The organism is Rugamonas apoptosis (assembly GCF_014042355.1).
GTDB lineage: Bacteria > Pseudomonadota > Gammaproteobacteria > Burkholderiales > Burkholderiaceae_D > Rugamonas > Rugamonas apoptosis.
Genome location: NZ_JACEZU010000012.1, coordinates 146046 through 158661, shown reverse-complemented (window position 1 = coordinate 158661; position 12616 = coordinate 146046). Strand labels below are relative to the sequence as shown.

At 64.4% G+C, this 12616-nt stretch carries 12 protein-coding genes; 8 read left to right on the top strand and 4 right to left on the bottom strand.

All coding sequences use genetic code 11. The features are described from left to right. Positions 1-3 precede the first annotated feature (3 nt). From sucC to recA, 4 genes are all read right to left on the bottom strand, one after another. Positions 4-1173 carry an ADP-forming succinate--CoA ligase subunit beta gene (sucC, locus tag H3H39_RS22130; protein WP_182156545.1) on the bottom strand — a complete coding sequence of 390 codons (1170 nt, stop codon included), beginning with the start codon at positions 1171-1173 and terminating at the stop codon, positions 4-6. Positions 1174-1267: 94 nt separating this feature from the next. Beyond that, entirely contained in the window at positions 1268-1843 is a 576-nt protein-coding gene (locus H3H39_RS22125; protein ID WP_182156544.1) for a DUF2889 domain-containing protein, read from the bottom strand. Positions 1844-2119: 276 nt separating this feature from the next. After that, positions 2120-2578 (bottom strand): recombination regulator RecX, encoded by a 459-nt coding sequence (recX, locus tag H3H39_RS22120; RefSeq protein WP_182156543.1) that lies wholly within the window; start codon positions 2576-2578, stop codon positions 2120-2122. A gap of 167 nt (positions 2579-2745) precedes the next feature. Then, the gene (recA, locus tag H3H39_RS22115) at positions 2746-3843 is read right to left on the bottom strand and encodes a recombinase RecA (RefSeq protein ID WP_182156542.1); all 1098 of its coding nucleotides are present in this window, start codon (positions 3841-3843) and stop codon (positions 2746-2748) included. A 203-nt stretch (positions 3844-4046) separates the two neighbouring features. Between recA and H3H39_RS22110 the strand changes: the two genes are divergently transcribed. The 8 genes from H3H39_RS22110 (at position 4047) to H3H39_RS22075 (ending at position 12611) form a co-directional block, all read left to right on the top strand. Next, positions 4047-4754, top strand: coding sequence for a response regulator (locus tag H3H39_RS22110; protein ID WP_182156541.1), 708 nt, complete (start codon positions 4047-4049; stop codon positions 4752-4754). Continuing rightward, positions 4751-6277: a sensor histidine kinase gene (locus tag H3H39_RS22105; RefSeq protein ID WP_311196958.1), complete on the top strand. Its 1527-nt coding sequence runs from the start codon at positions 4751-4753 to the stop codon at positions 6275-6277. Before H3H39_RS22110 ends, H3H39_RS22105 begins: the two co-directional genes overlap by 4 nt. Then, positions 6270-6539, top strand: coding sequence for a DUF4212 domain-containing protein (locus H3H39_RS22100; protein WP_182156540.1), 270 nt, complete (start codon positions 6270-6272; stop codon positions 6537-6539). Before H3H39_RS22105 ends, H3H39_RS22100 begins: the two co-directional genes overlap by 8 nt. Next, on the top strand, positions 6536-8572 hold the full coding sequence (locus tag H3H39_RS22095) for a sodium:solute symporter family protein (protein WP_182156539.1): 2037 nt from the start codon (positions 6536-6538) through the stop codon (positions 8570-8572). The genes H3H39_RS22100 and H3H39_RS22095 overlap by 4 nt, the downstream gene beginning before the upstream one ends. A gap of 75 nt (positions 8573-8647) precedes the next feature. Then, entirely contained in the window at positions 8648-10639 is a 1992-nt protein-coding gene (locus tag H3H39_RS22090; protein WP_182156538.1) for a S9 family peptidase, read from the top strand. Positions 10640-10711: 72 nt separating this feature from the next. Next, a complete protein-coding gene (locus H3H39_RS22085; protein ID WP_182156537.1) occupies positions 10712-11926 on the top strand; it encodes a 6-phosphofructokinase in 1215 nt (404 codons plus the stop codon). A 126-nt stretch (positions 11927-12052) separates the two neighbouring features. Then, entirely contained in the window at positions 12053-12331 is a 279-nt protein-coding gene (locus tag H3H39_RS22080; RefSeq protein ID WP_182156536.1) for a hypothetical protein, read from the top strand. 4 nt (positions 12332-12335) lie between these two features. After that, a complete protein-coding gene (locus tag H3H39_RS22075) occupies positions 12336-12611 on the top strand; it encodes a type II toxin-antitoxin system RelE/ParE family toxin (RefSeq protein ID WP_182156535.1) in 276 nt (91 codons plus the stop codon). Positions 12612-12616: the final 5 nt, after the last annotated feature.

The following is a 12616-nucleotide window of genomic DNA, read 5'->3' as shown; positions in this document are numbered from 1 at the left end:
TAATTAAGCTTGACCGGCAGCGGCGGCGACAACGCTCTTGGCTGCGTCTTCCATGGTGTCGGCCGCGATGATGGGCAGACCGGATTCGGCCAGCATCTTCTTGCCCAGATCTTCGTTGGTGCCCTTCATGCGCACCACCAGCGGCACTTGCAGGGAAACGGCTTTCGATGCCGCGATCACGCCTTCGGCGATCACGTCGCAACGCATGATGCCGCCGAAGATGTTCACCAGGATGGCTTTCAGGCCAGGGTTCTTCAGCATGATCTTGAACGCTTCGGTCACTTTCTCAGCCGTCGCGCCGCCGCCCACGTCCAGGAAGTTGGCCGGCTCGCCGCCGAACAGCTTGATGGTGTCCATGGTGGCCATGGCCAGGCCGGCGCCGTTCACCAGGCAGCCGATGTTGCCGTCGAGCGAAATGTAGGCCAGGTCGAATTTCGACGCTTCCACTTCAGCTGGATCTTCTTCGTCCAGGTCGCGGTAGGCGACGATTTCAGGTTGACGGAACAGGGCGTTGGCGTCGAAGTTGAACTTGGCGTCCAGTGCGATGACCTTGCCGTCGCCGGTCAGGATCAGTGGGTTGATTTCGGCCAGCGAAGCGTCCGTTTCCCAGTAGGCTTTGTACAGGCCTTGCAGGTTGGCGCGCGATTGCGGCAGCGAAGCGGCGGGCACGCCGATCTTGGTGGCGATGGCATCGGCATCGGCGTCGGTCAGGCCGACGGATGGGTCGATGGCGATCGAGTGGATCAGCTCAGGGTGCTTTTCAGCCACTTCTTCGATGTCCATGCCGCCTTCGGACGAAGCCATCAGCACGACGCGCTGGGTGACGCGGTCGGTGACCAGCGACACGTACAGTTCTTTCTTGATGTCGGCGCCTTCTTCGATCAGCAGGCGGCGTACTTTCTGGCCTTCAGGACCGGTCTGGTGCGTGACCAGTTGCATGCCCATGATTTGCTCGGAGTATTCTTTGACTTGTTCCAGCGACTTGGCCACTTTCACGCCGCCGCCTTTGCCGCGGCCACCAGCGTGGATCTGCGCCTTGACCACCCAGACTGGGCCGCCCAGGGTTTCAGCAGCTTTGACTGCCTCTTCCACGGACATGCACGGAATACCGCGCGGTACCGTCACTCCGAATTTTCGGAGGATTTCTTTGCCTTGATACTCATGGATTTTCATGCTGGCTTCCCTTCTGATGCTGATGTGTAAAGATCGGTTGAGATCGGTTGATACTGCGGAAAATAACTCTTGAAAAAGCAGGTGAAGCTACACGCTATCCTGGTGCTGCTTTGACCACCCAGCGCGGGTAAAACTCGGCCACGGCCCCGCCATCGGTACGCAGGGCATGGCAATTATCCAGTTGGAACGGTTTGTGGTGCGGCAGGTCGGCGTCGGGACTGGCGGCATCATTGGTCGACCACACGTCGTTGGCGAACGCTTGCACGGCGGCCGTGGGCAGGATCTGCGCCAGTTCCGTCAAATGGGTGCAACCGGCGATGCCGGCCAGGCGTTGCTTGAGTTCGTGCCGGAAACCTTTTAACAGGTTCAAGCCCACCAGCTGCTGGTAGGCATGGCCATTGGTGTCGCAGTAACCGGGATAGGGCACAGCGTCGGAGACGGCTTCGACCGCCACGACATTGAGTTTCAGGTCCACGGTCAGACGCAGGGAGAGGTCATGCAGATGGGTGCCACCAGGGCGCGGGCCGGAGGCCAGCTTGGTGTCCATGGCTTTGATATCGGTGATACGGGCGTCAAGGTCCCACAGACCGTCGTCGCGTTTGAACGCTTGGACGTCGATGGCGCGCGTGTGCCGTAGCGCACGTCGGGAAACGGGAGTTGACAGGGACATATACCGATGCCGCTTGCGCGGCGGAAATTAATAGCAGCCATGTGCTTGACGCACGTTGCCGCAGCTTCTACGGACAACCACCGCACCCGCGGTGCTGCAAAACCACAAAAGTGTAGCACACCATGCCCGCGGTTGCGCTAAATCATGCGGTTTGCGGCAAAAAACGGGGGTAAAACGGTGGCTTTGTAGCCTTTATTGTAAGGATTTGACGCGCTGGGAGTGGCCAGTCCAGCAATTTTTTTGGGGGAAATGTTGAATGCAGCAGACAGGAATAGCTCAGATTTCGTCGTCGGGATCGCTGCCGCCCAAAGCGGCCAGCACGGCGCGCTGGGAAAAACCCCGTTGCAGCAGGAAGCGCATCTGCTTGTTGCGTTCCAGGCGGTCGGCGGCCACGGTGCCGAATTTGCGGCGCCACACTTCACAGGCGCGGGCCGTCTCATCCTCGGCCAGCGTGCTCTTGAGTTCCTGCAGGGCCTCCCCCGCCACACCATGACTTTGCAGTTCGGCCACGATGCGGCTGTTGCCGTAGCGGGCCGCGCGGCGATGGATCAGGGCTTCGGAAAAGCGCTCCTGCGACAGCCATTTATTTTGTTCCAGCCAGTCCAGCAGGGCGTTCACATCTTCGCCCTCCTCCGCGTGGCGGGCCAGCTTGCGGCCCAGTTCCAGACGGCTGTGCTCGCGCATGGACAGGTAGCGCAGGGCGCGCGCTTTCAGGCTGGGTTGTTGTGCTGCCATAAGACCCTCTGCACTCTCGGCAAATTCCGCGGACCCGGCACGGCCCGCACGATCCGCGCAAAGAACAAACCACCGGCCGCGCTGCGGTCCGGTGGTCGCTCGGTCTTGCGCTCATCTGTCATCGCTCCCGCCGGCCAGCCATGCCGGACGGGGAAGCGACGCCTTCGTTACGCCGCGTCAGCCTTGTTGTCGACGGCCTTGAGCTTGCCGGCCGCTGGCCCCCCCTGTTCCTCGGTCAGCGGCGGCAGCGCGCGCACGCCCAGCGATTCGCGCACCTTGTTTTCGATTTCCCATGCCAGTTGCGGACGCTCCTGCAGGAAGGCGCGGGCGTTGTCCTTGCCCTGGCCGATGCGTTCGCCGTTGTAGCTGTACCAGGAACCGGATTTTTCGACGATCTTCGCGTCCGCGCCCAGGTCCAGGATCTCGCCTTCGCGCGAGGTGCCGGCGCCGTACAGGATGTCGAAGTGGGCTTCCTTGAACGGTGGCGCGATCTTGTTCTTGACCACTTTGACCTTGGTTTCGTTACCGATCACTTCGTCGCCGGACTTGATGGAGCCGGTGCGGCGGATGTCCAGGCGCACGGAGGCGTAGAACTTGAGCGCGTTGCCGCCCGTGGTGGTTTCCGGGCTGCCGAACATGACGCCGATCTTCATGCGGATCTGGTTGATGAAGATCACCAGCGTGTTGGTGCGGTTGATGGAGCCGGTCAGCTTGCGCAGCGCCTGCGACATCAATCGCGCCTGCAGGCCGGGCAGGGAGTCGCCCATGTCGCCTTCGATCTCGGCGCGCGGGGTCAGGGCCGCCACCGAGTCCACCACCACCATGTCCACACTGCCCGAACGGACCAGGGCGTCGCAGATTTCCAGCGCCTGTTCGCCCGTGTCCGGTTGCGAGATCAGCAGTTCGTGCAGGTTCACGCCCAGTTTCTGCGCGTAGCCCACGTCCAGCGCGTGCTCGGCGTCGATGAAGGCGCAGGTGCCGCCCAGTTTTTGCATCTCGGCGATGGTCTGCAGCGTCAGCGTCGTCTTACCCGACGATTCAGGGCCGTAGATTTCCACCACGCGGCCGCGCGGCAAGCCGCCCACGCCCAGCGCGATATCCAGGCCCAGCGAGCCGGTCGACACCACCTGGACTTCCTCGATGGGGGCGCTGGCGTCCATGCGCATCACGGAACCCTTGCCGAACTGCTTTTCGATCTGCGCCAGCGCGGCGGCCAGGGCCTTGGCTTTTTCAGATGCGGGTACTGCGCCTTTTTTGTCGTCCATAATGTTCTTTCAGCCTGATGCGCAAGGGAACGCGCGGGTTGGTGTGTCGGTACAAGCGATACTGTATAAAAAAACAGTGCTTATTGCAAGCGCGATTTTACAGGAGGTTTGAAACTGATCAAATCTTGATGGCGTCCGACACAAAAACTCGCTTCGCCGGGGGAAATGTCACACAATACAGGCTTCTGCAGCCGGAGTGACTCATGCGTATTTTACTTGCCGAAGACGATAGCGTGCTGGCCGATGGACTGACCCGCTCGCTACGCCAGTCCGGTTATGCCATCGATTGTGTGAAAAACGGCCAGGATGCCGACACTGCCCTGTCGACCCAGGAATTCGATCTGCTGATCCTGGACCTGGGCTTGCCCAAGCTGTCCGGGCTGGAAGTGCTGCGCCGGCTGCGCGCGCGCGCCTCGCTGCTGCCGGTGCTGATTTTGACGGCGGCCGACTCGATCGAACAACGCGTCAACGGCCTCGACCTGGGCGCCGACGATTACATGGCCAAGCCGTTCGCGCTGTCGGAACTGGAAGCGCGGGTGCGGGCCCTGACCCGGCGCGGCGCCGGCGGCGGCGCCACCGTGGTGCGCCACGGCCCGCTCAGCTACGACCAGGTGGGCCGCAGCGCCTACATCAACGAGCAGATGCTGGAATTGTCGGCCCGTGAGCTGGGCTTGCTGGAAATCCTGCTGGCCCGTACCGGCCGCCTGGTGTCCAAGGAACAGCTGGTGGACCACTTGTGCGAATGGGGCGAGGAAGTGAGCAACAACGCCATCGAAGTGTATGTGCACCGGCTGCGCAAGAAGATCGAAGTGGGCGGCATCCGCATCGCCACCGTGCGCGGGCTCGGCTATTGCCTGGAAAAATACACTGAACCGGCCGCCACCGAGGCCGGCAAGCCCGAGGCCAAGTGAGTCCGGCCGAGGCGCCAGGGGCCGTCCAGGCCACCGACGACTACCAGCCGCCGGCCGCCGAGCGCGACGAGGAAATCCAGCATTCGCTGTTCGGGGAAATCCTGGACTGGATGCTGGCGCCGCTGCTGCTGCTGTGGCCCATGAGCATCGCCATCACTTACCTGGTGGCCAAATCGATCGCCAATCAACCGTTCGACCATGCGCTGGAGGACAGCGTGACCATGCTGGCCCAGCAGGTGCACGCCGTCAACGGCGCCGTCATCAAGCGCCTGCCCGGCACGGCGCGCGATATGCTGCGGGCCGACGACGTGGACAACGTCTACTACCAGGTGCTGGGCCCCGGTGGCGTGTACGTGGACGGCGACCGCGACCTGCCGCCGCCCCAGGAGGAGGATTATTTCCGCGCCGGCACGGTCCACTTCCGCAACGATACCATGCACGGCACCCAGGTGCGGGTGGCCTATTCCTACGTCAAGCTGGACCATGAAGACCCGGACGACACCCACCAGGCGCTGGTGCAGGTGGCCGAGACGCTGGAAAAGCGCGCCAAGCTGGCCAATGAAATCATCAAGGGCGTGATCCTGCCGCAGTTCATCATCCTGCCCATCGTGCTGGCCCTGGTCTGGTTCGCGCTGGCGCGCGGGCTGTCGCCGCTGGCCCAGTTACAGGAGCGGATACGGGCCCGCAATCCGGACGACCTCAGCCCCATCGAGGCGCGCCAGGTGCCCGAGGAAATCTCGCCGCTGGTCAACTCGCTCAACGACATGCTGGGCCGGCTGTCGCAATCGATCGCCATGCAAAAGCGCTTCATCGCCGACGCCGCGCACCAGATGAAAACGCCGCTGGCCGGCATGCGCACCCAATCCGAGCTGGCGCTGCGCCAGACCGACCATGATGAAGTGCACCGTTCGCTGGAACAACTGGCCAAGAGTTCGGAGGCCGCCACCCGCCTGGTGAACCAGTTGCTGGCCCTGGCCCGCACGGAAAACCAGCCGCAGGCCGGCGTCGCCTTCGCGCCGCTGGACCTGGGCGAACTGGCGCGCCATGTGGTGCAGGACTGGGTACCGGCCTCGTTCACCAACCGGATCGACCTGGGCCTGGAGCCGCCGCCGGAGCCGGTGCAGATCGCCGGCGACGCCACCATGTTGCGCGAAATGCTGTCCAACCTGATCGACAACGCGCTGCGCTACACGCCGGCCGGCGGCAGCGTCACCGTGCGCGTGCATGCCACCGCCGAGCACGCATTTCTGGAGGTGGAGGACACGGGACCGGGCATCGCGCCGGCCGAACGCGAGCGCGTGTTCGAGCGCTTCTACCGCATCCTGGGCAGCAATGTGGAAGGCAGCGGCCTGGGGCTGGCCATCGTGCGCGAAGTGGCCCAGCAGCACGGCGCCGAGGTCGATATCTACGCCAACCCGCGCAGCCAGTCGGCCAAGCTGCCCGGCAGCCTGTTCCGCCTGACCTTCCCGCTGCTGCCGCCACCGGCGCCCGCCACCATGGACGAGACGATTTACTATGGATGAACAGACCCCGCCTTCCGCCCACTGGCAACGCACGCGCCGCCTGAGCGGCCAGTTGTTGCTGCTGTGGCTGCTGACCACGTTTTGCGCCGCCTTCTTCGCCCGTGAACTGTCGGGCCTGAACCTGTTCGGCTGGCCGCTGTCGTTTTACCTGGCGGCCCAGGGCGGCTGCCTGGTCTACCTGGCCATCCTGGGCGCCTACGCGTGGCGCATGCGGCGGCTGGACCGGCAATGGCGCCGCCAGCATGGCGAGGAGCGCGCATGAGCCGTTCCCTGTACCGCCGCCTGCGCAGCACCTACCTGGGGTTCACAGCCGGCTTCGGCTGCTTCCTGGTGGCGCTGGCCGTGCTGGAGCAGGAAGGCATGCCGCGCCAGTGGATAGGCTATCTGTTCATGTTCGGCACCATCGTGCTGTACGCCACCATCGGCGTGCTGAGCCGCACTTCCAATGTGCTCGAATATTATGTGGCGGGGCGGCGCGTGCCGGCCCTGTTCAACGGCATGGCCACGGCGGCCGACTGGATCTCGGCGGCCAGCTTCATCAGCCTGGTCGGCGGCCTGTATATCCGGGGCTTCGACGGCCTGGCCTACATCATGGGCTGGACCGGCGGCTACGTACTGGTGGCGCTGCTGATCGCGCCCTATTTGCGCAAGTTCGCCCAGTACACCATCCCGGACTTCCTGGCCGCCCGCTACGACGGCGGCGACGGCGGCCGCGCCGTGCGCCTGCTGGCCGTGACGGCCACCATCGCCGTCTCCTTCATCTACGTGGTGGCGCAGATCTACGCGGTGGGCCTGATCGCGTCGCGCTTCACAGGGGTCGATTTCTCGGTCGGTATCTTCCTGGGCCTGGCCAGCATCCTGGTGTGCTCGTTCCTGGGCGGCATGCGCGCCATCACCTGGACCCAGGTGGCGCAATACATCATCATCGTGGTGGCGTTCCTGATTCCCGCCATGTGGCTGGCCGTCAAGCACAGCGACAATCCGGTGCCGCAACTGGCCTACGGCAAGCTGCTGTCGCGCCTGAGCGCGCGCGAAGCCGTGCTGCAGCAAGACCCCAAGGAAGCCCAGGTGCGCGCCACCTTCCGCCAGCGCGCCGCCGAGTACGATGAACGCTTGCGGCAACTGCCCGTGTCGTGGGAAGTGGGCCGCATCGAAGCGCAGCGCCACCTGGACCGCATCAAGCAGCGCAACGCTTCGCTGCTGGAGATCCGCGCCGCCGAGCGGGCCCTGATCGCCTATCCGAAGAACGTGGACGAGGCCAACCGCGAGTGGAGCGATGCGCGCGACCAATGCCTGGCGCGTGCCGAGCCCATCATGCCCCACGCCCAGCCCTATCCGGGCCCGCAACCCCAGTCCGACATCAAGCGCAACAACTTCCTGGCGCTCGTGTTCTGCCTGATGGTGGGCACGGCCGGCCTGCCCCACATCCTGATGCGCTCCTACACCACGCCGTCGGTGGACGAGACGCGGGTGTCCGTGTTCTGGACCCTGTTCTTCATCCTGCTGATCTATCTCACCATTCCAGCGCTGGCGGTGCTGGTCAAGTACGACATCTACCACGCGCTGGTGGGCAGCGACTACGCCCACCTGCCCAACTGGGTGTCGTACTGGGCCAATGTGGACAAGGTCAACCCGCTGCTCAGCATCACCGACATCAACCACGACGGCGTGGTGCAACTGGCCGAGATCGGCATCGATGGCGACATGCTGGTGCTGGCCACGCCCGAGATCGCCGGCCTGCCCTATGTGATTTCCGGGCTGGTGGCGGCCGGCGGGCTGGCCGCCGCCCTGTCCACGGCCGACGGCTTGCTGCTGGCCATCTCCAACGCCCTGTCGCACGACGTCTACTACAAGCTGGTCGACCCGATCGCCTCGACCCAGAAGCGGGTCACCATTTCCAAGCTGCTGCTGCTGGCCGTGGCCTTCATCGCCGCCTACGCCGCCTCGCAAAAGCCGGCCGACATCCTGTCGCTGGTGGGCGCGGCGTTCTCGCTGGCCGGCTCGACCCTGGTGCCGGCGCTGGTGCTGGGGGTGTTCTGGAAGCGCGCCAACCACTACGGCGCGCTGGCCGGCATGGCCACCGGTTTCTGCGTCTGCGTCTACTACATGGTGCACACCAACCCCGTGCTGGGCGGCAGCGCGGCCGGCCAGTGGCTGCACATCGCGCCCATCTCGGCCGGCATCTTCGGCGTGCCGGCCGGGCTGCTGACCATGGCCGTCGTCAGCCTGGCCACCCCGGCGCCCGCGCACCGCATCGCCTCCATGGTGGACTATATTAGAGCGCCCGAACCATAGCCGTTTTGGCAAGTTGATGTTATTCTGTGGAAATTGTTATTATTACAAATTAGCTTGCCGGACAATTTCCACACTATGCGACTTTCTCACCTCAAACTGGCCACGCTGGCACTGGGCTGCGCCATGCTGGCGCGCGTGGCGAGCGCCGCCGCCCCACTGCCCCCATTGGCAAGTTTCTTTGAAAATCCCGCCTTCACGGGCGCCAGGCTCTCGCCCAGCGGTCAATTCCTGGCGGCCAAGGTCGCCATCGCCGGCCAGCGCGACCGGCTGGCCGTGGTTGACCTGAGCAACAACGAGGCGCAGATCGCCGCCAGCTTTTCCGACGCCGACATTGGCCAGTTCATGTGGGTCAACGACGAACGCCTGGCGTTCACGGCCAGCGACCGCAACGTGGGTCCGGGTGACAGGCGCTTCGCGCCCGGCCTGTACGCGGTCAACCGCGACGGCCAGCGCTACCGCCAGTTGGCCGCGCGCGGCAACGCCTTCATCAGCGACAGCATGGCGCACCGCATGCTGCCGTGGAACACCTATCTGCTGGACCAGGACGGCGCCCAGGATTCCGAGTTCATCTACGTGCTCAATCCCAGCATCGCCGGGCCGGGACAGCTGGGCGATTACCATTTGCAACGCCTCAACACGATAACGGGACGCGCGAAATCAATCGACGCACCCGCCGACAACACGCACTGGCTGCTGGACCAGCACGGCGAGCCACGCCTCACTGTGACCATGGAAAAAGGCACGTCCACCATCCAGTATCTGGACCCGGCCACCAACCAGTGGCGCGCGCTGTCGGCCTTCAATCCCTACACGGGCAAAGGGCAGCGTTTCAGCCCGCTGGGCTTCGCGCCGGACGGCAAGCTGTACGTGAGCGCCTGGGGCCCGGGCCAGGATAAGTCGGCGCTGTACCTGTTCGACCCGGCCACCGGCAAGCTGGGCGAACAAGCGGTGCTGCGGGTGCAGGGCTATGACTTCCAGGGCCATGTGATCCAGGACCAGCACAAGCTGCTGGGCGTACGCTACGACGGCGACGCCAGGGACACCCGCTGGCTGGACCCGGAGATGCAGGCGCTGCAGGATGCGGTGGACGCCAAGCTGAGCGCCACCATCAATGTGCTGAGCCTGCCCGCGCGGCCCGCCACGCCGTGGGTGCTGGTGGAGGCCTATTCGGACCGCCAGCCGCACACCTACCTGCTGTACAACCGCGACAGCAAAGCCTTGCAGCTGGTGGGCGAGACCTTCGCCCACATCACGCCGGCCGACCTGGGGCCGCAGACCGTGGTGCACTACCCCGCGCGTGATGGGCTCGACATTCCCGCCCTGCTCACCCTCCCCAAGGACCAGCACAGCAAGCTGCCCCTGGTGGTACTGGTGCATGGCGGCCCCTACGTGCGCGGCAACCACTGGGGCTTCAACCCGGAATCGCAGTTCCTCGCCTCGCGCGGCTACGCGGTGCTGGAACCGGAATACCGCGGCAGCACCGGCTACGGCAGCCGCCATTTCCGGGCCGGCTGGAAGCAATGGGGCTTGAAGATGCAGGACGATATCGCCGACGGCGCGCGCTGGGCCATCGACCACGGGTATGCGGACGCGGGCCGCATCTGCATCGCCGGCGCCAGCTACGGCGGCTACGCCACGCTGATGGGGCTGGTGAACAATCCCGAACTGTTCAAGTGCGGCGTGGACTGGGTGGGGGTGACGGACATCAACCTCATGTACGACGGTAACTGGCGCTTCCAGTCCGACTTGCCCGACTCCTTCAAGCAGTTCGGCATGCCGCAGCTGGTGGGCGATCAGGTCAAGGACGCAGCCCAGCTGGAGGCCACCTCGCCGCTCAAGCAGGCGGCCCGCATCAAGCAGCCGCTGCTGCTCGCCTACGGCGGCGCCGACATGCGCGTGCCGCTGTACCACGGCACCAAGTTCTATGACGCCGTCAAGGCCGGCAACAGCCAGGTGGAATGGGTGGAATACCCGGAGGAAGGCCACGGCTGGACCCTGCCCAAGAACCGCATCGATTTCTGGGGCCGGGTCGAGAAATTCCTGGACCGCAATATCGGCCAGCACTGAGCCGGTGGCCGTGAACGGCCATTCCGGAGTAAGCTAGCGGCTGGCCGTTGATCCACTCACTAGGAGCTGCGCATGTCGTCGGGAAAAATTCTGGTCGCACAGGGAGGCGGTCCCACCGCCGTCATCAACCAGTCGCTGGCGGGGGTGGCGCTGGAAGCGCGCCGCTTCCACAACGTCACCCGCGTGTATGGCGCCCTGCACGGGGTGCGCGGCATCGTCAACGAGGATTTCGTCGACCTGACCCAGGAAACCAGCCACAACCTGGAACTGGTGGCCGCCACGCCCTCGTCGGCCCTCGGTTCCACCCGCGACAAGCCGGACCTGGCCTATTGCCAGGAGATTTTCCAGGTGCTCAAGGCGCACCAGATCGAACACTTCTTCTACATCGGCGGCAACGATTCGTCCGACACGGTGCGCATCGTCAGCGAGCAGGCGCGGCTGGCCGGCTATCCGCTGCGCAGCGTGCACATCCCCAAGACCATCGACAACGACCTGGTGGGCAACGACCACACGCCCGGCTTCCCGTCGGCGGCCCGCTTCGTGGCCCAGGCCTTCGCCGGCGCCAACCTGGACAACGCTTCGCTGCCGGGCGTGTACGTGGGTGTGGTGATGGGCCGCCATGCCGGCTTCCTCACAGCCGCCTCGGCGCTGGGCAAGAAGTTTCCCGACGATGGCCCGCACCTGATCTACCTGCCCGAGCGCACTTTTGTGCTGGAACAGTTCCTGGCCGACGTCAAGGCCACTTACGCGCGCTATGGGCGCTGCGTGATCGCCGTGTCCGAAGGCATCCATGACGCCTCGGGCGAGCCGATCGCCGCGCTGCTGGCCAAGGATATCGAGCGCGACGCGCACGGCAACGTGCAGTTGTCGGGCACGGGCGCGCTGGCCGACCTGCTGTGCGAGGAGATCAAGGCCAAGCTGGGCATCAAGCGGGTGCGGGGCGACACGTTTGGCTATCTGCAGCGCTCCTTCATCGGCTGCGTGTCGGACGTGGACCAGCGCGAGGCGCGCGAAGTGGGCGAGAAGGCGGTCCAGTTCGCCATGTGGGGCGACCGCGACGGTTCGGTGGCCATCAAGCGCACCGGCTTCTATTCCGTCGATTACGAATTGCTGCCGCTGGACGCCGTGGCCGGCAAGACGCGGGTAATGGAGGACGAGTTCATCAGCGCCAGCGGCACCGATGTGACGGACGCGTTCCGGCTCTACCTGCGCCCGCTGCTGGGCTCGGGCATGCCGGACGCGTTCCGGCTGCGGCCGGCGTCGGTGGAGAAAATCCTCAAGAAATAGGAGGCCAGATGCGGTGCGACATCATGGCAACCGTCCAGGGGCTAACCGCCATTGCGCCGCCTCAAGCGCTCAACCGTTCGGCTTGCGTTATCATGGTGTTTTCCCCGCCCGAAGGCAGAAACGATCATGAATTCGCGTGCACAGCGGATGTCTGAGGCTCTCGAGGCCTTGTCGACTGACGATCGGGATCGGCTGGAACGCCTGGCCGCGTTGGCGGGAATGCGTGCGGAGGAAATTTGGCCCGATGTCTGGCGATATGGCTTCGATGACACGGAAGAAAGCGTTCAAGCCACCATCGAAGCCGATGCCGATATCGCGGCGGGCCGCACGATCCCAAATAAAAAAGTCATGGCTGATATGTGGCGTATTGTGAATTCGGGTCAGCAGAAGAAAAAAGCCGGTTAGATACATGGTCCGCTGGTCATTGGCAGCGGCAAAGTTACTGGCTCAAACGCTTGAGCACATCGACACGCAAGATCCGGGGACAGCGCTGATTATCATGCAGCGCGTTCAATCCGCCCTGGACTTGATCGTTTTGCACCCGGCATTAGGCACGCCAACGACCAGGCCTGGCATCCGCTGGTTTGCCATACCGAAAACCGGGCATCTGATCGAATACAGGGCTGGCAAAACTGGCATTACCGTTACCCGCTGGGCGCGGCAAGCCCGGCGGCGCAAAGGGTGACGGAA

Bases quoted from the DNA above. Each gene is read 5' to 3' on its own strand.
- sucC (WP_182156545.1), bottom strand. From the start codon at position 1,173: ATGAAAATCCATGAGTATCAAGGCAAAGAAATCCTCCGAAAATTCGGA.
- H3H39_RS22125 (WP_182156544.1), bottom strand. From the start codon at position 1,843: ATGTCCCTGTCAACTCCCGTTTCCCGACGTGCGCTACGGCACACGCGC.
- recX (WP_182156543.1), bottom strand. From the start codon at position 2,578: ATGGCAGCACAACAACCCAGCCTGAAAGCGCGCGCCCTGCGCTACCTG.
- recA (WP_182156542.1), bottom strand. From the start codon at position 3,843: ATGGACGACAAAAAAGGCGCAGTACCCGCATCTGAAAAAGCCAAGGCC.
- H3H39_RS22110 (WP_182156541.1), top strand. From the start codon at position 4,047: ATGCGTATTTTACTTGCCGAAGACGATAGCGTGCTGGCCGATGGACTG.
- H3H39_RS22100 (WP_182156540.1), top strand. From the start codon at position 6,270: ATGGATGAACAGACCCCGCCTTCCGCCCACTGGCAACGCACGCGCCGC.
- H3H39_RS22095 (WP_182156539.1), top strand. From the start codon at position 6,536: ATGAGCCGTTCCCTGTACCGCCGCCTGCGCAGCACCTACCTGGGGTTC.
- H3H39_RS22090 (WP_182156538.1), top strand. From the start codon at position 8,648: ATGCGACTTTCTCACCTCAAACTGGCCACGCTGGCACTGGGCTGCGCC.
- H3H39_RS22085 (WP_182156537.1), top strand. From the start codon at position 10,712: ATGTCGTCGGGAAAAATTCTGGTCGCACAGGGAGGCGGTCCCACCGCC.
- H3H39_RS22080 (WP_182156536.1), top strand. From the start codon at position 12,053: ATGAATTCGCGTGCACAGCGGATGTCTGAGGCTCTCGAGGCCTTGTCG.
- H3H39_RS22075 (WP_182156535.1), top strand. From the start codon at position 12,336: ATGGTCCGCTGGTCATTGGCAGCGGCAAAGTTACTGGCTCAAACGCTT.